Origin of the sequence: Streptomyces sp. SID9727, from assembly GCF_010550605.1 — a bacterium.
In the GTDB taxonomy this organism is placed as follows: domain Bacteria; phylum Actinomycetota; class Actinomycetes; order Streptomycetales; family Streptomycetaceae; genus Streptomyces.
Window position 1 is genome coordinate 14026 of record NZ_JAAGNI010000334.1, and the last position, 24982, is coordinate 39007.

Below are 24982 nucleotides of genomic sequence, written 5' to 3' on the forward strand. Positions count from 1 at the left end.
CGGCGAATTTCGGCCACTCGGTCCCCTATGGGCCGGAGTCGCCGGGTGGCTCACTCGTCCGAGGAGAACCGCACCGACGCGTCCGGCAGACGCGCCCCGCACCAGACGCGGACGCCCTCGCGGAGCTCGTTGTCGGCGCCCACCTCCGCGCCGTCGCCGACGACCGCGCCGGCCAGCACCGTACGGCCGCCGATCCTGGCGCGCTCGCCGACCAGGGAGTCCGTGATCACCGCGCCGGGTTCGACGACCGCGCCCGCGAGCACGGTGGAGCCGTCGATCCGGGTGCCCGCGCCGATCACCGCGCCGTCGCCGATGACCGTACCGCCGGAGAGCTTGGCGTCGGAGGCGACCGAGGCGGTCGGCAGGACGAGGCTGTCGCCGCAGCGGCCGGGCACCGCCGGGGAGGGCGCGCGGCCGAGCACCAGGTCCGCGGAGCCCTTGATGAACGCCTGCGGAGTGCCGAGATCCAGCCAGTACGTGGAGTCGACCATGCCCTGGAGGTGGGCGCCGTCGGCGAGGAGCCCGGGAAAGGTCTCGCGTTCGACGGAGACGGGACGGCCGGCCGGGATGGTGTCGATGACCGAGCGGCGGAAGATGTACGCGCCGGCGTTGATCTGGTCGGTGACGATCTCCTCGGGCGTCTGCGGTTTCTCCAGGAAGGCCGTGACACGGCCGGTGTCGTCGGTCGGCACGAGGCCGAAGGCGCGCGGGTCCTCGACCCGGGTCAGGTGGAGGGAGACGTCGGCACCGGAGTCGGCGTGCGAGGTGACCAGGGCCCGGATGTCGAGCCCGGTGAGGATGTCGCCGTTGAAGATGAGGACCGGTTCGTCCGGTCCCGACGCGAGGCGGTGGGCGACGTTCCGGATGGCGCCGCCGGTACCGAGCGGTTCGCGCTCGGTGACGTACTCGATGTGCAGGCCGAGCGAGGAGCCGTCGCCGAAGTACGGCTCGAAGACCTCGGCCAGGTACGAGGTCGCGAGGACGATGTGCTCGACCCCGGCGGCCCGGGCACGCGCCAGCTGGTGCGTGAGGAAGGGGACGCCCGCCGCCGGAACCATGGGCTTGGGCGTGTGCACCGTGAGCGGGCGCAGCCGGGTTCCCTTGCCGCCGACCAGGAGGATCGCTTCTTTTGCCTCTGTCACAGCACTGTCTTCGCTTCCTGCTGGGGCCGGGCGTCGTGTGAAGTTGTCGTCCCCTCCCCGCTGGATCAGCTCGGGGCGTCCGGTGCGGTCGGTCGCAGGGCGCCGAAGCGTCCTCATGGCGGAGCCACTCGGGCACTTCGGCGACGCCGCGAGCGGTCGTGCCGGGCGTCCCGAGCCCAGCGGGGAGGGGACGACAGCTTGTTCGGCTGGCCAGTGTATGCAGCCGCGGGGGGCACCTTCGGACCGCGGGGCCGAACTGCCTCGCGGCAGGACCGACATCGTTCCGGCGGTCCCCCGCTTCTTGTAGAGACGCGTTCCGGGGCCCGGGGTTGCGTGTCCGGCGCGGTTGCCGCCGGTGTACGCGCCCAACTCCCGCGCCCCGCACCGCCGCGTACGCTTCCGCCCATGAACGCCAGCGACCGCACCCCCGCCGACCTGCTGCGTTCCGCGCTCGCCGCGGACCCGGCCCGTCCCCTGGTCACCTTCTACGACGACGCCACCGGAGAGCGCGTCGAACTGTCGGTGGCCACTTTCGCCAACTGGGTGGCCAAGACCGCCAACCTGCTCCAGGGCGATCTGGCCGCGGAGCCCGGCGACCGGCTCGCGCTGCTGCTCCCCGCGCACTGGCAGTCCGCGGTCTGGCTGCTGGCATGCGCCTCGGTCGGCGTGGTCGCCGAGGTGCAGGGCGACCCGGCCGCCGCCGACCTGGTCGTCTCCGGCCCGGACACGCTGGACGCGGCGCGCGCCTGCCGGGGCGAGCGGATCGCCCTGGCGCTGCGCCCGTTGGGCGGGCGGTTCCCGCAGGCGCCCGAGGGCTTCGCGGACTACGCGGTGGAGGTGCCGGGGCAGGGCGACCGGTTCGCGCCGTTCGCCCCGGTGGCCCCGGACGCGCCGGCGCTGACCGTGGGCGGGGTCTCGTTCACGGCGGCGGAACTGGTGGCGCGGGGCCGCGAGGACGGTGCGGCGCTGGGCCTGGGCGCCGGTGCGCGGCTGCTGTCGGGGCGTCCGTACGACACCTGGGAGGGGCTCAGCGCCGGGCTCTACGCGCCGCTGGCGACCGGGGGCTCGGTGGTCCTGTGCCGCCACCTCGACCGGCTGGGCGCGGAGGCGCTGGCGCAGCGGGTGGAGAGCGAGCGGGTCACGCTGACGGTGTGACAGCGCCCGGGACCGGTATGACAAGACGCACGAGCGGGGCACCCGTCCGGCCCATCGTGGGCCGAGTCCCCCGTGTCGGCGATCGACTCCGGTACATGATCTGCCGTACAGACCAGCCGAGGCACAACCAAGCGTGAGGTTCAGCCGTCTACTTCTGCGACCGGCGGCCCAGCGCGCCGCCGAACGAAGGATGGACGCAGACGTGACCGAAAGCGCCGGCACTCCGGGCGACCCCGACGACTCGGCCGCGGGCGAGGACCGGACACCGGACGCACCTCCGTCCGGCGAGGCGAGAGCCGAGCCCGGCGGGACCGGCGCGTCCGGCGACGAGGGCACGCCCGGCGCGGACGGCGCGTCCGACGAGGCGGGCACGCCCGGCGCGGCTGCCGCCCCCGGGGGGGAGACCCGCAGCGGGTCCGGTAGCGGCCCCGGGCCCGCCCCCGAGGGACCGTCGGAAGGTGGGGGCGCGGGCCTCGACATCACCGTCAGGCGCAAGCGCCACTGGCTGCGCTGGACCGCGCTCGGCGCCTCGTTCGTCGTGCTCGTCGCGGCGGGCGTCGGCTGGTGGCTGTACAAGAAGCTGGACGGCAACATTCGGACGGACACCTCGGCGGCGGCCGAGCTGAAGGCGTACGAGAAGGAGCGGCCGGTCTCCGTCGTGCACGACGCGGAGAACATCCTGCTGATCGGCTCGGACAGCCGGGCCGGCGACAACCGCGAGTACGGCCGCGACGACGGCGGCAGCCAGCGTTCGGACACGACGATCCTGCTGCACCTGGCGGCGGACCGGAAGAGCGCGACCGCGATGTCGATCCCGCGCGACCTGATGGTGGACATCCCGGCCTGCCACAAGGCCGACAAAACCGCCACCAGGGCGCAGTTCGCGCAGTTCAACTGGACCTTCGAGATGGGCGGGACGGCCTGCACCATCCGGACCGTCGAGAAGATGACGGGCATCCGCGTCGACCACCACATGGTCATCGACTTCAACGGTTTCAAGGACATGGTCAACGCGGTGGACGGGGTGGAGATCTGCCTCAAGGAGCCGGTCGACGACAAGGACGCCCACCTCAAGCTCGACGCGGGGCGCCACACGCTCAACGGGGAGCAGGCGCTCGGCTACGTGCGCGCCAGGAAGTCGCTCGGCAACGGGAGCGACACCGACCGCATGGACCGCCAGCAGCAGTTCCTGGGCGCCCTCGTCAACAAGGTGCAGAGCAACGGCGTCCTGCTCAACCCGACGCGGCTCTACCCGGTGCTGGACGCGGCCACCAAGGCGCTGACCACCGACCCGGGCCTGGACAGCCTGAAGGACCTCTACGACCTGGTGCGGGGCATGCGTGACGTCCCCACCGACAAGGTGCAGTTCCTGACGGTGCCCCGGCAGCCGTACCACCTCAACAGGAACCGGGACGAACTGGTGCAGCCCGACGCGGACAAGCTGTTCAAGCAGCTGCGCGACGACAAGCCGGTCGCCGTGGTGCCCGCCGACAAGCTCAGGAGCGACGACAAGAACCCGGGCGCGGCCGACGCCTCGGGCCCGTCACCCACGCCTACGTATTCGGGGAACAATGCCGCGACCGACCTGTGCAAGCGGTAAAGCAATGGCCAAACAGACACCAACATTCCGCGCGCAATGGGAAGAATGCCCGGTTGTAAGGGCCGTGGAATGCGTCACGCGCGTCGCTGGACGCCGAATGGGACGGATAGTGTGACGCGATCCGGTGCTACCGGCCGTCGGGCCGCGCACTTCTGGAGAGAAAGACTGAGCGCCTTTTCGGGGGAGGCGCCTCGCGTGGCACCGACGGAGGACTCGAGCAACCGTGGATGCGCAAAGCCGTGGGCGGGCGGACAACATGGATGATCCCGCAGACCAGTGGGTTCTCAACCCGGACACCGGCGATTACGAACTGCGACTGAACCACTCCGGAGGGAACACCCCCCGGTCGGCGGCCCCTCCGGCCCAGCGCGGACCGTCGAGCACCCCTCGCCGCGCACCCGCGGGCGACTCCCCGCGGCGCGCCACCGAGGTGCCGCGCCAGGGCGGGCGGCGGTCGGCGAACGGCACGCGCGGCCAGCAGCGCCCCGCACCGGGTGACACCGGCCCGGGTCGCCGTAAGCGCAAGGCCCCCAAGTCGCGCAAGAAGAAGGCGCTGCTGTGGACGGGCGGCGTGATGGCGTTCATGCTCGTGGGTGTCTCGGCCGGCGGCTACTGGCTCTACCAGCGCCTCAACGGGAACATCAACACGGTGGACATCGGCGACGCCGGCAACAAGGACGTCGTCACCGCCAACGCCCCCATCAACATATTGATCATCGGTACGGACAAGCGCACCGGCAAGGGCAACGAGGGCTACGGCGACAAGGGCAGCGTCGGCCACGCGGACACGAACATCCTGTTCCACGTCGCCGAGGACCGCACCAACGCCACGGCGATGAGCATCCCGCGCGACCTCATCACCGACATCCCGGACTGCACCTCCGTGCAGGAGGACGGCTCGAAGAAGAACATCCCGGGCGTCCAGCACGTCCGGTTCAACCGGAGCCTCGGCGAGGCCGGCCGGGACCCCGGCTGCACGATGAACACGGTCACGGAGCTGACCGGGGTGAAGATCGACCACTTCATGATGGTCGACTTCAACGCGGTGAAGACCCTGTCCACTGCGGTCGGCGGCGTCAACATCTGCCTCGACCACGCCATCAACGACCCCAAGTCCCACCTCGATCTGCCCGCGGGACCGAACAAGGTCGAGGGCGAGGACGCGCTGGCGTTCGTACGGACACGGCACGCCTACGCCAACGGGAGCGACCTCGACCGGATCAAGGGCCAGCAGCAGTTCATCGGGTCGATGATCAAGCAGGCCAAGTCGGACGACACGCTGACCAGCCCGACGAAGCTGTTCAAGGTGGCGGACGCGGCGACCAAGGCCCTGACGGTCGACAAGGCCATCGGCGACGTGAAGAAGCTCAGCACGCTCGCCAAGGAGATCACCAAGACGGACACGAAGAACATCACGTTCGTCACCATGCCGGTGATCGACAACCCCGACGAGCCCAAGCCCGTCACGGTCGTCCCGCACCCGACGCAGGCCGAGCAGCTGTTCTCGATGCTGCGCGACGACACCTCCCTCACCGAGGTGGCCGCGCAGAAGAAGAAGGCCAAGAGCAAGCAGGACGCGCTCCTGAAGGGAACCAAGGCCGCGCCGGCCGACGTCCGGGTCGATGTGTACAACGGCGGCGAGATCCCCGGCGGTGCCCAGCAGACGGTCACCTGGCTGCAGAACACCAAGGGCGTCCTGAAGTCCACGAACAAGGCCAACGCGCCCGAGAAGACCGCCAAGACGACGCTGGAGTACGCCCCGAACCAGGCGGACCAGGCCCGTGCCCTCGCGGAGATGATGGGGCTTCCCGGCTCCGCGATGAAGCCGGGCACCACCGACGCCGAGGGGCTCCAGGCGATGGTGCTGACGCTGGGCAAGGACTTCCAGGCGGCCGGTACCCCGATCACGGCGCCGAAGAAGATCGACATTCCGAAGTCCAGCGCCGAGTCCGCGGGATGCTCCAAGTGACACCGCGTCACCGCACCATAAGAGTCTGAGCAACAGGGGGGTCCTGGTGGGACGGAGCAGCACGTCTGGGGAGGGGACGCGGTCGCGGACGCACTCCCGCCGGCAGGGCGGGGACGAGGGCGCCGGCGACCGCGACGGCGGGCGTCCCGGTGACGCCGGGCCGGGCGACGCCGCCGGCGGCCGGGCGAGCCACCGGCGCGGCAAGTCGCGCAAACGGGCTGCGAAGAAGTCCCGTGTACGCCGTGTGTTCCGGTGGATAGCGATATCCATGGCGGTGCTGATACTGGGCACCGCCACCGCCGGATACCTCTACTACCGGCACCTCAACAACAACATCCGCAGCAGCGCCCGCAGCGGCGGTGAGAGCGGTGTGAAGAAGGCCGCGCCGAACGCCCAGGGCGACACCCCGCTCAACATCCTGCTGCTCGGCTCGGACAGCCGGAACAGCGCGGAGAACGTGAAGCTCGGCGGCAGCAAGGACACGGTCGGGGACAAGCCCCGGGCCGACGTCCAGATGCTGCTGCACATCTCGGCGGACCGGAAGAACTCCTCGCTGGTCAGCATCCCCCGCGACACGATCCTCGAGATCCCCGAGTGCACGGACCCCGACACCGGTCAGAAGTACCCCGCGACGGACAACAGGCCGATCAACGAGTCCCTCCAGCGCGGCGGCCCCGGCTGCACGCTGACCACCTGGGAGAAGCTGACCGGCGTCTACATCGACCACTGGATCATGCTCGACTTCGCGGGCGTGGTCGCCATGGCGGACGCGATCGGCGGGGTAGACGTGTGCGTGAAGACGGGTGTGTGGGACCGGCCCACCCGCCTCGTTCCCGGCGGCTCCGGCCTCAAGCTTCCGGCGGGGACGAGCACGGTGCGGGGGAAGCAGGCGCTGCAGTGGCTGCGTACCCGGCACGCGTTCGGCAACGACCAGAACCGGGCCAAGGCGCAGCACATGTACATGAACTCCATGCTGCGCACGCTGAAGAAGCAGAACCTGTGGTCGGACGCGGGCCGGCTGATGAACCTCGCGGAAACGGCCACCAAGGCCCTGCAGGTCTCCGACGAGATCCGTTCGGTCCCGAAGCTCTACGACCTGTCGATGCAGCTCAAGAGCGTGCCGATCGACCGCATCACCATGGCGACGATGCCGACGGCCGAGTGGTCCCAGGACCGGAACAAGCTCGTTCCCGTCGAGAAGTCCGCGGACGCCCTGTGGCGTCTGCTCCGTGAGGACGTCGCGTTCGACAAGAACGGCAAGGAGAAGAAGAAGCCCTCCGCGTCCCCCTCCGGGCCTCCGGCCGCGGATCCGGCGACCCTCGGCATCTCGGTGGTGAACGGCACGGGCGTCGGCCAGGCGCCCAAGGACGGGCGGGCCACCGAGGTCGCCGACATCCTGCACGGCAAGGGCTTCGCCGCCGCCGAGACCTCGCAGAACCCCGAGCCGCTCAAGGACACGGTGGTGCGGTACGCGAAGGAGGACGGCGACCAGGGCAAGTCGGACGCGCTGTCCGTGGCCACGGCGCTGGGGCTCCCGACGACCTCGGTCAAGGCCGACCCGCAGGCCGGCGGCCTGACCGTCGTCGTCGGTGCGGACTGGCGCGAGGGCACGGCGTACAAGGCCCCGAAGGCCGAGGCGGGTGACCTTCCGGACGGCGCGGACGACATCAACGCCGCGGACAAGGGCCAGTGCATGGACATCTACTCCGTCTACAAGTGGGACGGAAAGAGCTGACGGACGTACGCGAGAGGGGGCGCCCGGTCCGGCCGGGCGCCCCCTCTCGTTGTCTGTCCGCGCAGGTCAGGCCACCGGCGCGCCCGGCTCGGCGATCGCCGGGCGGCGGCTCGCGATGACCTTCCTCGCCAGCGAGCGCGGGCTCGTCAGGAAGCCGTAGCCCCAGGACATGTGCATGGTCGCCAGCGCGACCGGGATCTGCGCGCGGGCCTTCAGCGATAGGCCCTTGCCGGCCGGGAGGGAGCCCGCGACGATCGCCGCGACGTACCCGCCGGGCACGAGCAGCGCCCACGGGGTGACCGCCGCGCCCACCACGAGACCGGCCGCGATGGCGACCACGGCGGTCGGGGGCGCCAGGTAGCGCAGGTTGATGGAGCCGGCGTGGTAGCGGGCGACGACGTGGCGCCAGCGGCCGTAGTCCTTGTACTGCTTGGCGAGGGCCCGGACGGAGGGGCGGGGGCGGTACTGGACGCGCAGCTCGGGCGAGAACCAGATCAGGCCGCCGGACTCGCGGATGCGGAAGTTCAGCTCCCAGTCCTGGGCGCGGATGAACTCGACGTTGTACCCGTCGGCCTTCTCCAGCGCCTCGCGGCGGAAGACGCCCAGGTAGACGGTCTCGGCGGGGCCCGCCTGGCCGCCGGTGTGGAAGGCCGCGTTGCCGACGCCGATCTTCGAGGTCATGGCCGCCGCGACGGCGTCCTCCCAGGCGTTCTCGCCCTCGGCGTGCATGATGCCGCCGACGTTCTGCGCGCCCGTCTCCTCCAGGAGGCGGACGGCGGTCGCGATGTAGTTCGGGGAGAGCATGCCGTGGCCGTCGACGCGGACGACTATCGGGTGGCTCGACGCCTTGATCGCGGCGTTGAGGGCGGCGGGGGTGCGGCCGGTCGGATTCGGCACGGTGTGGACGCGGGGGTCCTCCGCGACCAGCTCGGCCGCGATCTCGTCCGTACGGTCCGTGGAGGGGCCGAGCGCGATCACGACCTCCATCTCGCCCGCGTACTCCTGCTCCAGGATGTGGCGTACGGAGTTACGGAGATGGCGCTCCTCGTTGAGCACCGGCATGATCACGGAGACGGCGGGAGGCTGCGCGGCAGACATGTGGTCCTCGGGTGGTCCTCGGGGGCGCCGGGGGCTCGTACCCCACCAGGCGGTATTCGGCCGCCACGTTACCGCGAATGGGGGACAGCGGCGCGCGCCCCCGGGCGGCCTCCCGGGATGAGGATCATATGGGCCTACCGTGCGAACGGTCCCCCTCGCACCGCGGAGGTGTCTCCCCGTGCCCACGCCGCACCGCTCACCCCGTCCCGTCCGGCCCCGCCCCGCGCCCGCCCGGCGCCGACGGCCGAGAAGGCAGGACGAGCGGCCGCACTGGGGGATGCGGGTCGCGACCGGTCTCTCGGTCCTGGTGCTCGGGGCGGGCGGGATCGGGCACGCGGTCGTGACGAACCTGGAGAGCGGGATCGACCGCGTCGACCCGTTCAAGGACATGAAGAACCGGCCGGCGGGCGGGCGCGGCATGAATCTGCTGCTGGTCGGCACCGACGGCCGCGAGAAGATCGGCAAGGACGAGAAGCGGAAGTACCGGCTGGGCGGCGAGCCGTGCCACTGCACGGACACGATCATGCTGGTCCACCTCTCGGCGGACGAGGAGCGCGCCAGCGTCGTCAGCCTCCCCCGCGACAGCTACGCGGAGATCCCGGCGTACCGGGACCGGACGACCGGCAAGGAGCACGCGGCGCACCCGGTGAAGCTGAACGCGGCGTACGCGGAGGGCGGGCCCGGCCTCACCGTCAGCACCGTGGAGCACATGACCGGCGTCAAGATCGACCACTACCTGGAGGTCGACTTCACCAGCTTCATGACCACGGTCGACACCCTCGGCGGTGTGAAGATCTGCACCACCCGCCCGCTGAAGGACTCCTACACCGGCCTGGACCTCGCACCCGGCCCCCACACCCTCGACGGCGGGCAGGCGCTCCAGTACGTACGGTCCCGGCACATCGACGGGGCCGCCGACCTGGGCCGGATGCAGCGCCAGCAGAAGTTCATGGCGTCGCTGATCGAGCAGGCGACGAGCAGCGGGGTGCTGCTGAACCCGGTGAGGTTCCGGGAGGTCGCCTCGACGATGCTGAAGTCCGTACGGGCCGACCGGGGCTTCGACACGGAGCAGATGCTGTCCATCGGCCAGGCGATGCGGGGGTTCACGGCGGCCTCGTCCGAATTCGCCTCGGTTCCGATGGGCGATGTCGCGTACCAGGTCAAGGGCATCGGCTCCACGGTGAAGTGGGACCCGGTCAAGTCGAAGCAGCTGTTCACCGCTCTCCGCGAGGACAAACCCCTGGCCGCCGCCCGGCCCGCCGAGAAGGCCCCCGCGAAGAAGGTGGACGTCCCGCCGGACCGGATCCGCGTCCAGGTCTACAACGGCACCGCGAAGGACGGCCTGGGCTCCGAGGTCGACGCCGCGCTGCACGCCACCGGGTTCGACACGACCCGGGCCCCGCTCACCGCGCCGCAACGCGACCTGGAGCGCACCCTGGTCACGTACGACCCGCGCTGGGACCGGTCCGCGAAGACCCTGGCGGCGGCGCTGCCGGGCGCCGAGCTGCGGGCGGTGCCGGGGCAGGGGGCGACGATGCGGGTGACGGCGGGCACGGACCACCACGCCGTCGAACGGGTCCGCGCGGAGGAGCCGGAGCCGGGCAGGTTCGGCGCGGTGAGGGGGGACGAGGTGGCGTGCGCGTGAGGCGGGCGGGCGTGATACGGGCAGACCCGGCCCGTCCGGCGCTTGAGGACGGAACCGTTCAGGGGGCGAGCCCCGCGCCCACCGGTCGGCCTCGCGCCGTCAGTCCTCGATGCCGTCGGCGACCCGCTTCTCGCGGAGCTCCCTGATCGCGCGGCGCCGTGCCAGGCGGTGCGTGCGGCGGATCTGGGCCTCCTGGTAGCGCCGCTTGTCGCGCTCGGTCTCCGGGATCACCTGCGGTACGGGGCGGGGCCGGCCGTCGGCGTCGACCGCCGCGAACACCAGGTACGCGCTGCCGACCTGCGTCGCGGGCGTCGACTCGTTCCAGCGCTCGGCCATGACCCGGACGCCGACCTCCATGGAGGAGCGGCCGGTCCAGTTGACCTGGGCGCGTACGTGCACGAGGTCGCCGACACGGACCGGCTCCAGGAAGACCATCTCGTCCATCGAGGCCGTGACGGCGGGCCCGCCGGAGTGCCGGCCGGCCACGGCGCCCGCCGCGTCGTCGACCAGCTTCATGATCACACCGCCGTGCACCGTACCCAGCAGATTGGTGTCGCTGCCGGTCATGATGTGGCTGAGGGTGGTCCGGGAAGCCGCGGTGGGCTTGCCCGGAATGTCGCTCTCCGGGCGCGGAGCCTGATCTGTCATACCGTCCACCTTATGCGGGGGCCGGAACGGCGTCGCAATGCATCAGCTTCGCAACAGCCCTGGTGCGATTTTCCTCGCACCCTGTAAGAGGGGCCGCCTCGGCCTGCACACTGGTCCGTATGAACGATTGGCCCGAGGGCTGGACCGACGACAACCGCAGCGGCAACCGCTACGGGCAGGGCAGCGCGAGCGAGCGCCCCGAGAGCGCCCGTTCGATGCCGCACGTCCAGCGCCGCCCGGCCCCGCCGCAGCAGCGCCCCGCGCCGCCGAGGCAACGCCCGGTCCCGCAGCAGCCCTCGGGCTACGACGGCGGTCACCCGCAGTACGACGACGGTTACGACAGCGGCTACAACACGGGCCAGGTCTACGGCTCCGGCAGCGGCGGCCCCGGCGGCGGCGACCGGGGCCCGGCCCAGGGCCGCCCCAGACCCGCGCCCAACTGGGGCCGCCGGATCAAGATCGGCGCGCTGGTCCTGGTGGTCGCGCTGCTCGGGGTCTCCGTGGGCACGTACTTCTGGGCCGACTCCAAGCTGAACCGCGCCGTCGACCTGTCGAAGGTCATCGAGCGGCCGGAGGCGGGCAAGGGGACGAACTACCTGATCGTCGGCTCGGACAGCCGCGAGGGCATGACGTCCGAGGACAAGAAGCGGCTCCACACGGGTTCGGCCGACGGCAAGCGGACCGACTCGATGATGATCCTGCACACCGGCGACAACGGCCCGACGCTGGTCTCGCTGCCGCGTGACTCGAACGTCGAGATCCCGTCGTTCGTCGGCTCCGAGTCCGGCAAGAAGTACCCGGCCACGGGCAGGACGACGAAGCTGAACGCCGCGTACGCCGCGGACGGCCCCGAGCTGCTGGTCCGTACGGTCGAGTTCAACACCGGCCTGCACATCGACCACTACGTCGAGATCGGCTTCGGCGGCTTCGCCAAGGTCGTGGACGCGATCGGCGGGGTCGAGCTGGACATCCCGAAGGCGTTCAAGGACAAGTGGTCGGGCGCCGACTTCCCGGCCGGCAAGCAGACCCTCGACGGCCAGCAGGCCCTGGCCTTCGTCCGCACCCGCCACGCCTTCACCTCGGACCTGGACCGCACGAAGAACCAGCAGAAGTTCCTCGCGGCCCTGGCAAGCCAGACGGCGACGTTCTCCACGATCATCAACCCGTTCAAGCTGTACCCGACGATGGGCGCCGGTCTGGACACGCTGATCGTGGACAAGGACATGTCGCTCTGGTCGCTCGGCAAGATGTTCTTCGCGATGAAGGGCGTCACCGGCGGCGAGGGCACGTCGATGAACATCCCGATCGCCGGCAACGTGGGCTCCAACCTCGCCTGGGACAAGGCGAAGGTGAAGCAGCTCGTGGAGCAGCTCAAGAACGACGAGAAGGTCACGGTCACGGAGAACTGAGGGGGCGCGCCCCGCGCCTCCTCCCCTGCCGCGGAGCCGCCATGCCCGTACGAATCGTGTACGAGTCGCACGCCACGACCACCGACAACGAGGCGGGCATCGCCACGGGATGGCTGCCGGGGCGGCTCTCCCCGACCGGACGCCGCCAGGCCGCCGAACTGGGCGACCGGCGGCGCGGGACCGGGCTCGACGCCGTCTACACCTCGGACCTGGCCCGCGCCGTGGAGACGGCCCGCATCGCGTTCGCCGATGCGGGGTCCCCGGTCCTCCGCCAGGACGCGCGCCTGCGGGAATGCGACTACGGGGAGCTGAACGGCGGCCCGAACGCCGTGGTGCGCCCCCTTCGCACCCGCCACATCGACCGCCCGTGGCCCGGCGGCGGCCAGAGCTACCGGGACGTGGTCGAGGCGACGGCCGCGTTCCTGCGGGACCTGGCGGCCGAGTGGGACGGCGGCCAGGTCCTCCTGATCGCCCACTCGGCGAACCGCTGGGCCCTGGACTGCCTGCTGGCGGGAGCCCGGCTGGAGAGCGTCGTCGCGGATCCGCCGCCCTGGCAGCCGGGCACCTTCTACACCCTGCCCTGAGCCAGCACCGCCGTGTGCGGCAAGGTCAGCAGGCCGTCCTCCGCGAGGAATTCCGGGCACAGCGCGTCGTACTCACGCTTGGCCGCCGCCACGCCCTCCGGGCCGGCGCTCGTGACCATCCCGCCGATCGCACCGATCCCGGCCGCCGGGCCCGCCCACCAGTCCTCCGGGTCGGCCCGGTGGTCCCAGGCGTGCGTGTCGGCCTGGACGTCCGCGAACCCGGCAGCCTTGAGCAGCGCGGCCAGCCCGTCCGGGGTGCGCGCGAAGTTGTGTTCCTCGTCGACCGTGGCCAGCCAGTCGGGGCGGGTGAGCCCGGCGGCCTGGGCGGCCCGGCCCACGAGCGCCTGGCCCGGAGCTCCCGGCAGCTGCCAGACGGTGACCGCGACGGTGCCTCCGGGGCGGCCGACCCTGCGCATCTCCATCAGCGCCTCCAGCGGGCGGCCGACGTGGTTGAGCACGAAGTTGGCGACGACCGCGTCGAACTCCCCGTCGGCGTAGGGAAGCTGGGGCAGCACCCCCGAGCGCACCTCGGCCCCGGGCGCCGCGCGCCGGGTCGCCTCGACCATGCCGGGCTCGGCGTCCACGGCCCGGACAGCGGCGCCGCGCGCGAGGGCGGCGGCGGTCACGTTGCCGTTGCCGCACCCCACGTCGAGCAGGCGGGTCCCGGGCGCGACACCGGCGGCGTCCAGCAGGGCGGGCACGGTGTGGACGCAGAGCCGGGCGGCGGTGCGGGCGTAGGTGTCGGCCTGCCCGTTCCATATCCGCCGTTCCATCACGTCGAACGCGGTCATACGGTGTCGCCTCCGGTACGGCTGGTCGGGGTCTGCGGTGCGGTCTCGTTCAAGTACGGCTGGTCGGGGGTCTGCGGTTCCGTCTCGTTCAGGTCCTCGTGCAGGGCGTTGAGTATGCGCCCCGTGGGACCGCCGTGCGCGGAGTTCTCACCGAGGAACCATCCGGGCAACCGCCCCGCCACCTCGTCCGGTTCGTCGCCCCGGTCCGGATCGTCCAGCCCGTGGAGCATCGCGAAGGCGGTCTCCCGGGCGACCTCGCGGGCGATTTCGCCGAGATCCTCGGCGGTCAGCCCGAGGCGTACGGCCCGCTCGACCGCGCCACCCGCCGCTCCGTCTCTGCGGTAGGCGGCTGCCCAGTCGGACGCGGTGGTGCTCCAGGCGTCGATGTCCTGCCACACCATCCGCAGGAACCGGAACCGGGCCAGCTGCGGCAGCCCCTCCTCGGCCTCGGACTCCGCCCACCCCTCGGGGTCCTCGGCGCCGAGCGCGTCAAAGAGCCGGGCGAGGGGTCCTATGTCCTCAGGCATTGCGGAAATGACGGGACAGCCAGGGGCTGAGCATGGCGCGCGGCACCAGCTCCTTGTACGTCTCGTCCCCGGGCAGCGGCACGACGAGCCACTGCCCCGGCGGGAAGAACCGGCCCTTCACATAGGCCATCCCGCCGTACACGGACCGCAGGAACGCCGGCACGGAGTCCCGGGGCACGTCCTCGAAGACCACCCCGTCGACGGTGATCCGCGCGTCGTCCTCCGGGAACACCTGCACGGTGACGGCCGGGGCCCCGCCCAGCTCGACGAATGCCTCGTGCGGCAGCGACCCGTCCGCGTCGGCCACGGCGAACGCCCCGGCGGACTCCCTCCGGGAGGTCTGGTCGGCCCCGATGTCATCGGTGACCGTCACCTCCAGGTTGTACGCCCGGGCCACTTCCCGTACGGCCGTGACGGCGGCCTCGGTGGTGGGCAGGTGGGGGTGCGTCACGCGGCGTGGGCCGCGTAGGCGACGAAGGCGGCCCAGGCGTGCGGGGGGTGGGCGAGGTGGGGGCGGTGGACGTCCTTGGAGTCCCGTACGAGAACGGCGCCCCGGGCCGCCGCGACCCCGACGCAGTCGTTTCCGTCACCACTGCTGCTGTAGCTGCTCCGGAACCACGCGGCTTCCCCGCCAGAGGGCTTGTCGATCATGTCTCTCCCAGCAGTTGCGCGATGAAGGCCAGTGACTCCCTTGGAGAGAGGGGCCTGCGCCCGGATCATCCCATAGCGCAACTCCAGGATTCTGAGCTGCTTCGGATCGAACACCGGGCGGCCGCTGAAAGCCCCCTCCGAGCGTCCTACGGCGCTGCCGTCGGGAAACTTCAGGACCTCGATCAGACCGCCAGTCCCAGGGTGCTCCTCACGGTGGGTCGGTACAACCTGAATGGACACATTCCGCAACTGCCCGAGCTCCGGCAGGTGTTCCAGTTGCTCCCTCCACACCATCCTGCCCCCGACAGGGCGGCGCAGCGTCACCTCTTCCTGCACGAAGCTGAGCGCGGGGGCCCGGCTCGCGGTCAAAGATCGCCCGCCGTGCCAATCGCGCGGCCACCACGCACTCCAGCTCGTCCTGCGTATACGCGGGCAGGCCGAGGGATGCGCCTGCCGCCCTCGACCTTGTAGATCAGGTCCTCCCCGTACCCGATCAGCACTCCGAACTCCGCCGCCCGCATCCCCGCCGCCTCGCGCCACGCCTTGAGCTGGCGGCCCACGGCGGCGACTACCGCCGCGCCCGACTCGTCCTCGGGATCGACGTCCCAACCGTGCTCGTCCGTCTCATTGTTGGTGCTCATCCGTACCCCACTTCCGACGCGCGTGCCTTTGTTCCTCAACCGCTCACGTCCCCACCCGTCACGCCGGACAGCCGGGACAACGCCGGACAAGCGCCGGACACTCACCGCACCGGGACGTGGTCCACCGGGACGCGGTCCACCGGGTCGCGGGTTTCCGCGACCCGGTGCGCCACGACGCCTCATGCTTGAAAGAACCTCGGGAAAGAACCCAACCCCACCCCACCCGAACCCGTCACGAACGCTGATCACTCGCGCGGGTGACAAATGGCAACTGAGCTGGATTTGGGGTCGGTTGTCGGGCATATGCTCGCGGCAACAACCCCCAGAAATGAGTTGGCCCCGACCGGGACTGTGAACCCCGGCCAGGGCCTGACCACCGAGGAAGAAGAGACCTTCCCGATGACTGCCCAGCAGGCTATCGCGCCCCCGTGCGCCCCGCCCGGTTCGCCCGGCGCCCCCAGCGACGTCACACCGACCTCCGGTGTCATCCACGTCAACTCCCGCCACACGTCCGGCTTCACAGTCATCGGCAACCACCTCGCGCAGCACGGTGGACTGTCCCTCCTCGCGATCGGGCTCGCCGTCCACATCCAGTCGCTGCCCGAGGGCGCGAAGATCGGCGTCAAGGTGCTCGCCGCCCGCTTACCGGAAAGCGAGATGCGGATCGCCGCCGCGCTGCGCGAACTGGAGGCGGCGGGCTACCTGCGCCGCACCCGTGTACGCCTGCGGGACGGCCGCGTACGCACGCGCACGGAGTCGCACAACCGGCCGTACGGCACGGCCCTGATGCCACCGGTGCCGTACGGGGCCCCGCGCGCCACGACTCCACCGCCCACTCCCTCGTACGACCGCCCGGGCGGGGCCGCTCCGACGCCCCCGCCCGCGAAACCAGGCACCGAGCCGAAGCCCGGTGCGGCGCCCGCACCCAGACCGCTCCCCCAGCCGCGCACCGACGCTCAGAACCGAACCGCCGCCCGGCTCCTCGCGGACCTCCGCCGCCACGCTCCCGCGCTGACGCTCTCCGGGGCGGACATCGCCGTGCTCACTCCGGGGGTCGCCGCCTGGCTGGAGCGCGACGCGCACCCCGACGCCATCCGCCGCGCGCTCACCGCAGACCTCCCCGTCCCGCTCGCGCACCCGGCACGCCTCCTCCGCCACCGGATCACGGCCCTCCTGCCGCCCCCGCTCCCGGCCCCGGCAGCGGCCCCCGCCGTCATCCCCCTGCAGAACTGCGACGGCTGCAACCGAGCCTTCCGCGCCCCGGAACCGGGCGCATGCCGTGAGTGCCGGACCGGCGGTTTCCAGTAACGGAAACGCCACCCTCTTGCTCCCGAGCAACGGGACAGCAAGCATCGGATCACCGCCCTCGTTCGTAAGGAGACTTCGTGAAGCTGACACGACTGGTTGGCCAGTGCGACGAGGGCGAGTGCCCTGCCATCTATGCGACGGACCGGGGAACCCTCGCCGTCCAGGGGAGCCGTTTAGCCGACCACGGACTGGATCTTCCCGCTCACGAGTCGCTGGTGGAAATCCCCGTCGAGCTCATCCGAAAGGCCGTCCGTGACAACCTCATCTAAGTCCCTCGGAGAATGGCTCAAAGACTTCGAACGAGAAGCGTTCCGGCTTGAGACTTTGGACGACTACAGCACATCGGGTGGGATGGAGGCATACCGAGCTTTTCTCGCCGGAGAGCCACAACCGGAGAGTTACAGAACCTCCGGATGGATCACCACGGTCGGAAACGCGGTCCGGTCAGGAAAACGAATCTATCGCGTACACATCCTCGCTCGCCCATTGACGGACTACCTCCGGTTCGAACTTTCCTGGGGATATCGGCGCAACATGACCGCCGGCGAGGACTTCTACATCCTGGATACCACCACGCAGGGGAACCCCATCGCGGATGCGCCGGATTTCTGGATGTTCGACGAGCGGGCTGTCGGGAAGATGAGCTACACGTCGGACGGCGAGTACACCGGCTCCGAATTCCTCGGAGAGAACCAGCTGCCGACTTACCTGAAGTTCAGGAACAAGGCGATGGAGCACGCCGTCCCCTTCACCGAATGGTGGGCGAAGTACGGAGAGTGAACAGACACAGCCTCGGACCGGCGCTGCGGGAACTGCGGGAGTCCTCCGGACTCGAAGCCAAGGCAGTCGCCCGTGGCGCTGCCATGTCCAGGTCCAAGCTGTCGAAGATCGAGAACGGCAACACGGCTCCGAGCGTCACCGATGTCGACTGCATCCTCACCGCCATAGGCGTATCGGACGAGGTGAAGGCCGAGTACATGGCCGCAGCCAGGGAGGCGGCGACAGAAGCCACTGCGTGGCGGCTCGTCCGACGGCTGGGCTACAGCCGCAAACAGCAGCAGGTTCAGGCCCTCGAATCGCAGACCACCTTGCTGCGCCTCTTCCAGCCGTCCCTCGTCCCCGGTCTGCTCCAGACACCCGAATACGTGCGGGCGGTCTTCGCCCGGCGGTGCTTGAGCGAAGCGCAGTTGGAACGGACGATCGGCGCAAGGCTGGCGCGGCAAAGTGTCCTCTACGCGGAGGGAAGGGCCTTCCGTTTCGTCATCACGGAGTCGGTTCTCCGATGGCGGATCGTTCCACCCCTGGTACTCGTCGGGCAGCTCGATCGGCTCATTTCAGCATCCCGGCTACCCAACGTGGACATCAGGGTCGTCGAGTCATCTGCCCCTCAACATGATTTTCCGGGGCACTCGTTCTCGATCAAGGATGATCGCACAGTCGCCATCGAGACGGTCCATGCAGAAATGGTGGTGACCGATCCGAGGGACATTTCCCTGTACGTGTCCAAGTTCGAAGGGTTCAGCGCCTCCGCCTGTTCCGGCGAAGAGATGCGGGCGCTGATCGGACACATCCGGGACGACCTTTTGCGTGAACAGGAAACCGCCTAGGAAGCGACTCCGCGCCCCGTCACGATGAGGTGACGAACTCGAAGTAACGAAGGGTGCACCATGGCAACCACAGTAAAGAGTCCGGTCGCCCTGCGACGCGGACGGGATCTCCTCGATCCCGAACTGTTCGAGAAGGTGTCCGAATTCTGCGCCGCGGAGTACGGCCACGAGATGTGCACGGCACGACATGTCGTGGACCAGGCACTCGCCTTCCTCAAGGTCATGGGCGATACGCGGGCGTTCGACATGTCACCGTCCCGGATCGTCGACCCGGGCTGGCATTCCTTCGCGCTCCACACCCGCGCCTACGCCGCCTGGTGCCAGGAGCAGTTCGGCTACTTCCTGGACCACGAACCGGGGGCCACCGTCCGCACCCGGCCGCTGATCGGCTCCGTGGTGGAGCGAGTCAAGGCAGCCGGCTTCTACGTCGACGAACGGATGTGGGGCGTCGCGAAGGAATGCAATGCTCCGGCCTGCTGCGGTGACGGCGACGGTTGCTGAGCGAAGACGCGCCGCCCATGGCCTCCGGCGGCGCGCTCACCGGCAGCAGCAGAGTGACCGTGTACGTCATGTCCGGCGTGGTTTTCGGGTACGCCACCCACCACCGCGACGAACGCCGACTCGGCGACATCGCCGTTGTCGGCCCCTTGACTCCCGGGGTCGGATGGGGGCGCCTGTGGCAGATGGCCCGCCGCTGCGGGCGGCCCACCGCTGAGGAGACGGAACTCGCCCAATGGGTGCTGACTCAAGCCACTCGGGCGTTCGTGTGCGGTAGCGGTCGCATCGCACACTTCAACGAACGGGGATGGAGATTGGAACCCGGCGGCAAGCGCGTTCGGTTCGACTCGACGTACGCCAATCGTGACCACCTCTGGACGGGAAACATGACCGTCGACGGGCTCACCCCCGATCAGATCTCCGAGCGGCACACGTTCTACCCCACCTGACGACGACTCCACGCCCAGGTCCTGGTGTGCGCCGACAATCCGGACGTCGGTGCCATACTCGCCGCTCAGGGCCTGGGCAGTCGTCCGGTCGCACAACAGTGGAGGAATCTGGTGGCCGTGGACACCTCTTTCTACAAGTCCGCCATGTCGGAGGAGATCCGGGACGAGGGCCGGGCGGAAGGCCGGGCCGAAGGCCTCCTGCTGGTTCTCGGTGTGCGTGGCGTCGCGCTCACCGACGCGGACCGCGAGAAGATCACCACCTGCACCGACCCCCAGCTCCTGCACCGTTGGCTCCAGCGCGCCGCCACGGCCTCCTCCGCCGAGGAGGTGTTCCGCACCTCATGACCGAAGCGACCGCCACCGACGTCCTGACCGAGCTCGCCGCGCTGGACGACCCCAAGGCCCGCGCCGTCAACGCGCGGCATGGCGACGACCACGGGGTGAACCTCACCAAGCTGCGCGCCCTCGCCAAGCGGCTGGGGAAGCGGCAGGAGCTGGCCGTCGAGCTGTGGGAGACGGACGACACCGCCGCGCGGCTCGTCGCGTTGCTGGTCTGCCGGCCGAAGGCGTACACGCGGGACGAGCTGGACCGCATGCTGCGCGAGGCGCGGGCGCCGAAGGTGCACGACTGGCTCGTGGGCTACGTGGTGAAGAAGAGCCCCCACGCGGAGGAACTGCGCCTCGCCTGGACGGAGGACACCGATCCGGCCGTCGCGAGCGCCGGGTGGGCGCTGACCGCCGACCGGGTCGTGAAGAAGCCCGCCGGGCTCGACCTGGGCGCGCTGCTCGATGTCATCGAGGCCGAGATGCAGGGCGCCCCCGACCGCCTCCAGTGGGCGATGAACACCTGCCTCGCGCACATCGGCATCGAGCACCCGGAGCACCGCGCCCGTGCCCTCGCGATCGGCGAGCGGCTGGGCGTGCTGAAGGACTACCCGACGCCCCGGGGGTGCACGTCGCCGTACGCCCCGGTGTGGATCGGGGAGATGGTGCGGCGCCGGGGAGAGGCGTCCAGCTAGAGCGCGTTGCGCCAGACCGTCAGGTCGCCCATGAGGAAGGCAAGGTGGGGGATCGCGGTCGACTTCGTCACGATCACGAACAGCGCGATGTCTCCCGAGTCGTTCATGACGCAGATCTCGCTCCCGCTCGCCTGGTTGGCCAGCGGAAGGTTGTGGATCTTGCTGTGCGGGAGGAACAGTCGGCACTCATCGAGCGTGGTGCCCGGGTTGCCGGACATCGGCATGAAGACGCTCGTGTCGCTTTTCAGTTCGCAACCGACCGACTCGCAGCTGAAGCGGATGTCCCCCGAGTCGCCGTCGAGCTCTTTGCTCGGATCCGCGAGATCGATCGAGCGCTTCGCGTCCACCGAGATCGGGGCGTACGGCTCGGCCTGCGGCTCGCGAGGCGAGGGCGAGGGCGATGTGCTCGGCTCGGTCGGCGCCTCGGCGGCCTTGCCCGCCGACGAGGGCCTCTCCGTCTCCGCCATGGCCCCCCGCGCCCCCGACGACGGGGTGGCCGACTCCGACGCCCCCGCGTCGTTCCGGTGCTCTCCCCCGCCCATGGGCCCCATCGCCCGCCAGGCCAGGCCGAGGACCAGCAGCGCGCTCACCACGCCGACCGCCGACACCAGCGCGACGCGCCGTCTGCGCACCCTGCGGTCGACCGGTGCGGGCGGAGGCGCCGCCCAGGGGTCCGGGCGCACCGGGGTGGACTCGGGCGCCGGGGCCGGGACCGTGGCCTCCGGGCCGCTGATCTCCCGCCACACGGCGTGCGCCCCGTCGGCGTCGGACTCCGCACCCAGCCGTTCCCGGCACCACTCCACGATCTCCGCCGGCGCGGGCCGCTCGGCCGGGTCGACGGCCAAACACCGGGCGAACAGCGGTCGCAGGGGTTCGGGCAGCAGGGTCAGGTCGGGCTCGGAGTGGATGATCCGGTACAGCACGTAGACGCCCGGGCCGTCACCGTAGAGCGGCTTGCCCAGCGCCGCGTACGCCGCCGTCTGGGCGAGGGCGAAGACGTCGCTCGCCGCCGTGGCGCCCTCCCCGGAGGCCTGCTCGGGGGCCATGTAGGAGGGGGTGCCGATCGGGTGGCCCGTGGTGGTGTACGAGGTTCCGTCCGCGGCCAGGGCGATGCCGAAGTCGATCACGCGCGGCCCGTCGGCGGCCAGCAGCACGTTGGACGGCTTCAGGTCCCGGTGGACGATGCCTTCGGCATGGATGGCCTCCAGCGCCTCGGCCATCCCCGCCATCAGCAACAGCAGGGCGGGCACCGGCAGCGGGCCGCGCCGGGCCACGGCCTGGGTGAGGGACGGGCCGGGCACGTACAGCGTGGCCAGCCAGGGCGTCGCGGCCTCCGCGTCGGCGTCGATCAGCTCGGCCGTGTACGCGCCGCGCACCCGCCGGGCCGCCCGGACCTCCCGGCCGAACCGCCTCCTGAAGTCCGGGTCGTCCGCCAGCTCCGGCCGCACGACCTTGACCGCTACCGCCCGGCCGTCCTCGGTGTGCGAGAGGTAGACCCGGCCCATGCCGCCCGCGCCGAGGCGGGCGGCGAGCCGGTAGCCCGCCACCTCGGCCGGGTCGGTCGCCTGAAGTGGCTCGAAGACATCCGTCACGTCCATCGGCCCGCTCCCCCACTGTGATGCACTGGCCAACGACCGCAGCCTAACAACGGCCTGACGCGCGGTGGATCACCGCACGCGTGCGACAGCCCCCGGCATCGCGGCCGGGGGCTGTGCGCTCGTAAGGCGTCCCGTTACGGCAGGTTGCGCGCCATCACGATGCGCTGCACCTGGTTCGTGCCCTCGTAGATCTGGGTGATCTTCGCGTCGCGCATCATCCGCTCCACCGGGTAGTCCCGCGTGTAGCCGTAGCCGCCGAGGAGCTGGACGGCGTCCGTGGTGACCTCCATCGCGACGTCGGAGGCGAAGCACTTGGCGGCGGCGCCGAAGAACGTGAGGTCGGCGTCGACGCGCTCGGACTTGGCGGCGGCCGAGTACGTGAGCTGCCGGGCCGCCTCCAGCTTCATGGCCATGTCGGCGAGCATGAACTGGACGCCCTGGAAGTCCGCGATCGGCTTGCCGAACTGCTTGCGCTCCTGGACGTAGCCCTTGGCGTAGTCCAGCGCGCCCTGGGCCACGCCGAGGGCCTGGGCCGCGATGGTGATGCGGGTGTGGTCCAGGGTCTTCATCGCGGTGGCGAAACCGGTGCCCTCCTCGCCGATCATGCGGTCGGCGGGGATGCGGACGTTGTCGAAGTAGACCTCGCGGGTCGGGGAGCCCTTGATGCCGAGCTTCTTCTCCGGGGCCCCGAAGGAGACGCCCTCGTCGGACTTCTCCACCACGAAGGCCGAGATGCCCTTGGAGCGCTTCTCCGGGTCCGTGACGGCCATGACCGTGTAGTACTCGGAGACGCCCGCGTTGGTGATCCAGCGCTTCACGCCGTTGAGGACCCAGAAGTCGCCGTCGCGCACGGCGCGGGTCTTCATGCCGGCCGCGTCGGAGCCCGCGTCCGGCTCGGAGAGGCAGTACGAGAACATGCCGTCGCCCTTGGCCAGCGGGCCCAGGTACTTCTTCTTCAGGGCCTCGGACCCGGACAGGACGACCGGGAGGGAGCCGAGCTTGTTCACGGCGGGGATGAGGGAGGAGGAGACGCAGGCGCGGGCCACCTCCTCGATCACGATGACCGTGGCGAGCGCGTCGGCGCCGGCGCCTCCGTACTCCTCGGGTACGTGGACCGCGTGCAGATCGGCGGCGGTGAGGGCGTCCAGCGCCTCCTGCGGGAAGCGGGCCTCCTCGTCGACCGCGGCCGCGAACGGGGCGATCTTCGCCTCGGCGAGCGCACGCACCGTCTCACGGAGCATCTCGTGCTCCTCCGCCGGACGGTACAGGTCGAAATCGGTCGAACCCGCCAAGACGCTCACTCCCCAGGGTGCTAACTACCGTTAAGTAACCTAATTTTATGCGTTCGCCCCCTCCCCGGCATACGCGCTCGGGCCGTGAGCTGCGCGACAACCGGAAAGGGGAGGTTTCCCGGGCGGGACTATGCTCATTCACCGCATCTCCGTCCGCACCTCACAGGAGCACTTCATGGCCCTCAGGATCACCGTGATCGGCACCGGCTATCTGGGCGCCACGCACGCAGCGGCCATGGCGGAGCTCGGCTTCGAGGTCCTGGGGCTCGACGTCGTCCCCGAGAAGATCGAGATGCTGTCCGCCGGCCGGGTCCCGATGTACGAGCCCGGCCTGGAGGAGATGCTCCAGCGGCACGTCGCGGGCATCGAGGGCTCCACCGGGCGGCTGCGGTTCACCACCTCCTGGGAGGAGGTCGCCGACTTCGGCGATGTGCACTTCGTCTGCACCAACACCCCGCAGAAGCACGGCGAGTACGCCTGTGACATGACCTACGTCGAGAGCGCCTTCGACTCGCTGGCCCCGCTCCTGACCCGCCCCGTCCTCGTCGTCGGCAAGTCCACCGTGCCCGTCGGCTCCGCCGCCCGCCTCGCCGCCCGCCTCGCGGAGCTGGCCCCCGTGGGCGCCGACGCCGAGCTGGCGTGGAACCCGGAGTTCCTCCGCGAGGGCTTCGCGGTGGACGACACGCTGCACCCGGACCGGATCGTCGTCGGGGTGCAGGGCGAGCGGGCCGAGAAGGTGCTGCGCGAGGTGTACGCCGTCCCGGTCGCGGAGGGCTCCCCGTTCGTCGTGACGGACTACCCGACCGCCGAGCTGGTGAAGACGGCCGCCAACTCCTTCCTGGCCACCAAGATCTCGTTCATCAACGCCATGGCCGAGGTCTGCGAGGCCGCCGACGGCGATGTGGCGAAGCTGGCCGAGGCCATCGGCCACGACGAGCGCATCGGAAGTAAGTTCCTGCGGGCCGGCATCGGCTTCGGCGGCGGCTGCCTGCCCAAGGACATCCGCGCCTTCATGGCCCGCGCCGGTGAGCTGGGCGCCGACCAGGCGCTGACGTTCCTGCGCGAGGTCGACTCGATCAACATGCGCCGCCGGGGCCACATGGTCGAGCTGGCCCGCGAGGCCGTGGGCGGCGGCTCCTTCCTCGGCAAGCGGGTCGCCGTGCTGGGCGCCACGTTCAAGCCCGACTCGGACGACGTACGCGACTCGCCCGCGCTCAACGTGGCCGGCCAGATCCACCTCCAGGGCGGCCAGGTCACCGTCTTCGACCCGAAGGGCATGGAGAACGCCCGCCGCGTCTTCCCCACCCTCGGTTACGCGGAGAGCGCGCTCGACGCGGTGCGCGGGGCGGACGTCGTGCTGCACCTGACGGAGTGGCGCGAGTTCCGCGAGCTGGACGCGGAGGCGCTGGGCGCGGTCGCGGGCCACCGGATCATCCTCGACGGGCGCAACGCGCTCGACCCGGCCGCGTGGCGCGAGGCCGGCTGGACCTTCCGCGCGATGGGCCGCCCGACCGCCTGACCCGCGCCCTGCCTCAGCCGCGCCTCGCGCGGTACGCGCGCATCTTGGCGCGGGCGCCGCACACCGACATCGAGCACCAGCGGCGGCGGCCCGCCGG

The 24982-nt window shown here is 70.7% G+C and carries 26 protein-coding genes and 1 pseudogene; 16 read left to right on the forward strand and 11 right to left on the reverse strand.

Annotation, left to right across the window (positions count from 1 at the left end):
- Positions 1–50: 50 nt before the first annotated feature.
- Positions 51–1142: an NDP-sugar synthase gene (locus tag G3I41_RS22725; RefSeq protein WP_164402249.1), complete on the reverse strand. Its 1092-nt coding sequence runs from the start codon at positions 1140–1142 to the stop codon at positions 51–53.
- A gap of 405 nt (positions 1143–1547) precedes the next feature.
- Between G3I41_RS22725 and G3I41_RS22730 the strand changes: the two genes are divergently transcribed.
- The 4 genes from G3I41_RS22730 (at position 1548) to G3I41_RS22745 (ending at position 7601) form a co-directional block, all read left to right on the forward strand.
- Complete coding sequence (locus G3I41_RS22730; protein ID WP_164402250.1) at positions 1548–2297, forward strand: TIGR03089 family protein; 750 nt, start codon at positions 1548–1550, stop codon at positions 2295–2297.
- A 202-nt stretch (positions 2298–2499) separates the two neighbouring features.
- Positions 2500–3897 (forward strand): LCP family protein, encoded by a 1398-nt coding sequence (locus tag G3I41_RS22735; protein ID WP_164402251.1) that lies wholly within the window; start codon positions 2500–2502, stop codon positions 3895–3897.
- Between the two features lie 256 nt (positions 3898–4153).
- Entirely contained in the window at positions 4154–5866 is a 1713-nt protein-coding gene (locus G3I41_RS22740) for an LCP family protein (protein WP_164402252.1), read from the forward strand.
- 268 nt (positions 5867–6134) lie between these two features.
- Positions 6135–7601, forward strand: a complete 1467-nt coding sequence (locus G3I41_RS22745; protein ID WP_164402253.1) for an LCP family protein — start codon at positions 6135–6137, stop codon at positions 7599–7601.
- A 66-nt stretch (positions 7602–7667) separates the two neighbouring features.
- Here the strand turns inward: G3I41_RS22745 and G3I41_RS22750 are convergent, their stop codons facing one another.
- Positions 7668–8699 (reverse strand): glycosyltransferase family 2 protein, encoded by a 1032-nt coding sequence (locus tag G3I41_RS22750; protein WP_164402254.1) that lies wholly within the window; start codon positions 8697–8699, stop codon positions 7668–7670.
- Between the two features lie 277 nt (positions 8700–8976).
- Here G3I41_RS22750 and G3I41_RS22755 point away from each other — a divergent pair, with 277 nt between their 5' ends.
- Complete coding sequence (locus tag G3I41_RS22755) at positions 8977–10344, forward strand: LCP family protein (RefSeq protein ID WP_164402270.1); 1368 nt, start codon at positions 8977–8979, stop codon at positions 10342–10344.
- A 99-nt stretch (positions 10345–10443) separates the two neighbouring features.
- Here G3I41_RS22755 and G3I41_RS22760 read toward each other — a convergent pair whose 3' ends face one another.
- On the reverse strand, positions 10444–10992 hold the full coding sequence (locus G3I41_RS22760; RefSeq protein WP_164402255.1) for an acyl-CoA thioesterase: 549 nt from the start codon (positions 10990–10992) through the stop codon (positions 10444–10446).
- Positions 10993–11111: 119 nt separating this feature from the next.
- Between G3I41_RS22760 and G3I41_RS22765 the strand changes: the two genes are divergently transcribed.
- Both G3I41_RS22765 and G3I41_RS22770 read left to right on the forward strand, forming a co-directional pair.
- Positions 11112–12401, forward strand: coding sequence for an LCP family protein (locus tag G3I41_RS22765; RefSeq protein ID WP_164402256.1), 1290 nt, complete (start codon positions 11112–11114; stop codon positions 12399–12401).
- A gap of 41 nt (positions 12402–12442) precedes the next feature.
- Positions 12443–12985, forward strand: coding sequence for a histidine phosphatase family protein (locus tag G3I41_RS22770; protein WP_164402257.1), 543 nt, complete (start codon positions 12443–12445; stop codon positions 12983–12985).
- Here G3I41_RS22770 and G3I41_RS22775 read toward each other — a convergent pair.
- The 5 genes and pseudogenes from G3I41_RS22775 to G3I41_RS22795 all read right to left on the reverse strand — a co-directional run bounded on the left by G3I41_RS22775 (position 12970) and on the right by G3I41_RS22795 (position 15595).
- A complete protein-coding gene (locus G3I41_RS22775) occupies positions 12970–13776 on the reverse strand; it encodes a class I SAM-dependent methyltransferase (protein WP_164402258.1) in 807 nt (268 codons plus the stop codon). The genes G3I41_RS22770 and G3I41_RS22775 overlap by 16 nt on opposite strands.
- Entirely contained in the window at positions 13773–14303 is a 531-nt protein-coding gene (locus G3I41_RS22780; RefSeq protein WP_239081782.1) for a hypothetical protein, read from the reverse strand. The genes G3I41_RS22775 and G3I41_RS22780 overlap by 4 nt, the downstream gene beginning before the upstream one ends.
- Positions 14296–14754, reverse strand: a complete 459-nt coding sequence (locus G3I41_RS22785; protein WP_164402259.1) for a hypothetical protein — start codon at positions 14752–14754, stop codon at positions 14296–14298. Before G3I41_RS22785 ends, G3I41_RS22780 begins: the two co-directional genes overlap by 8 nt.
- Positions 14751–14954, reverse strand: coding sequence for a DUF397 domain-containing protein (locus G3I41_RS22790; RefSeq protein ID WP_164402260.1), 204 nt, complete (start codon positions 14952–14954; stop codon positions 14751–14753). The genes G3I41_RS22785 and G3I41_RS22790 overlap by 4 nt, the downstream gene beginning before the upstream one ends.
- Positions 14951–15595: pseudogene (locus G3I41_RS22795) on the reverse strand (helix-turn-helix transcriptional regulator). Before G3I41_RS22795 ends, G3I41_RS22790 begins: the two are co-directional and overlap by 4 nt.
- Before the next feature lie 399 nt (positions 15596–15994).
- Here G3I41_RS22795 and G3I41_RS22800 point away from each other — a divergent pair.
- The 8 genes from G3I41_RS22800 to G3I41_RS22835 all read left to right on the forward strand — a co-directional run bounded on the left by G3I41_RS22800 (position 15995) and on the right by G3I41_RS22835 (position 20476).
- Positions 15995–16903 (forward strand): helix-turn-helix domain-containing protein, encoded by a 909-nt coding sequence (locus G3I41_RS22800; protein WP_164402261.1) that lies wholly within the window; start codon positions 15995–15997, stop codon positions 16901–16903.
- Positions 16904–16980: 77 nt separating this feature from the next.
- On the forward strand, positions 16981–17172 hold the full coding sequence (locus tag G3I41_RS22805; RefSeq protein ID WP_018104016.1) for a hypothetical protein: 192 nt from the start codon (positions 16981–16983) through the stop codon (positions 17170–17172).
- A complete protein-coding gene (locus G3I41_RS22810; RefSeq protein WP_164402262.1) occupies positions 17156–17683 on the forward strand; it encodes a DUF6879 family protein in 528 nt (175 codons plus the stop codon). The genes G3I41_RS22805 and G3I41_RS22810 overlap by 17 nt, the downstream gene beginning before the upstream one ends.
- Complete coding sequence (locus tag G3I41_RS22815; protein WP_343242208.1) at positions 17680–18510, forward strand: helix-turn-helix transcriptional regulator; 831 nt, start codon at positions 17680–17682, stop codon at positions 18508–18510. The genes G3I41_RS22810 and G3I41_RS22815 overlap by 4 nt, the downstream gene beginning before the upstream one ends.
- Positions 18511–18570: 60 nt before the next feature.
- On the forward strand, positions 18571–19011 hold the full coding sequence (locus G3I41_RS22820; RefSeq protein ID WP_203601510.1) for a hypothetical protein: 441 nt from the start codon (positions 18571–18573) through the stop codon (positions 19009–19011).
- A gap of 17 nt (positions 19012–19028) precedes the next feature.
- Positions 19029–19457, forward strand: coding sequence for a hypothetical protein (locus G3I41_RS22825; protein WP_164402264.1), 429 nt, complete (start codon positions 19029–19031; stop codon positions 19455–19457).
- A gap of 117 nt (positions 19458–19574) precedes the next feature.
- Positions 19575–19802, forward strand: coding sequence for a hypothetical protein (locus G3I41_RS22830; protein WP_343242209.1), 228 nt, complete (start codon positions 19575–19577; stop codon positions 19800–19802).
- Positions 19799–20476 (forward strand): DNA alkylation repair protein, encoded by a 678-nt coding sequence (locus tag G3I41_RS22835; protein WP_164402266.1) that lies wholly within the window; start codon positions 19799–19801, stop codon positions 20474–20476. Before G3I41_RS22830 ends, G3I41_RS22835 begins: the two co-directional genes overlap by 4 nt.
- On the opposite strand, the gene G3I41_RS22840 is transcribed toward G3I41_RS22835, so the two are convergent.
- Both G3I41_RS22840 and G3I41_RS22845 read right to left on the reverse strand, forming a co-directional pair.
- Complete coding sequence (locus G3I41_RS22840; RefSeq protein WP_164402267.1) at positions 20473–22074, reverse strand: serine/threonine-protein kinase; 1602 nt, start codon at positions 22072–22074, stop codon at positions 20473–20475. The two genes, G3I41_RS22835 and G3I41_RS22840, sit on opposite strands and share 4 nt — an antisense overlap.
- A gap of 134 nt (positions 22075–22208) precedes the next feature.
- Entirely contained in the window at positions 22209–23366 is a 1158-nt protein-coding gene (locus G3I41_RS22845) for an acyl-CoA dehydrogenase family protein (RefSeq protein WP_018524719.1), read from the reverse strand.
- A 175-nt stretch (positions 23367–23541) separates the two neighbouring features.
- Here G3I41_RS22845 and G3I41_RS22850 point away from each other — a divergent pair, with 175 nt between their 5' ends.
- Positions 23542–24885 carry a UDP-glucose/GDP-mannose dehydrogenase family protein gene (locus G3I41_RS22850; protein WP_164402268.1) on the forward strand — a complete coding sequence of 448 codons (1344 nt, stop codon included), beginning with the start codon at positions 23542–23544 and terminating at the stop codon, positions 24883–24885.
- A 13-nt stretch (positions 24886–24898) separates the two neighbouring features.
- Here the strand turns inward: G3I41_RS22850 and G3I41_RS22855 are convergent.
- Positions 24899–24982: CGNR zinc finger domain-containing protein (locus G3I41_RS22855; protein WP_164402272.1), on the reverse strand; the 84-nt coding region annotated here is incomplete at its 5' end.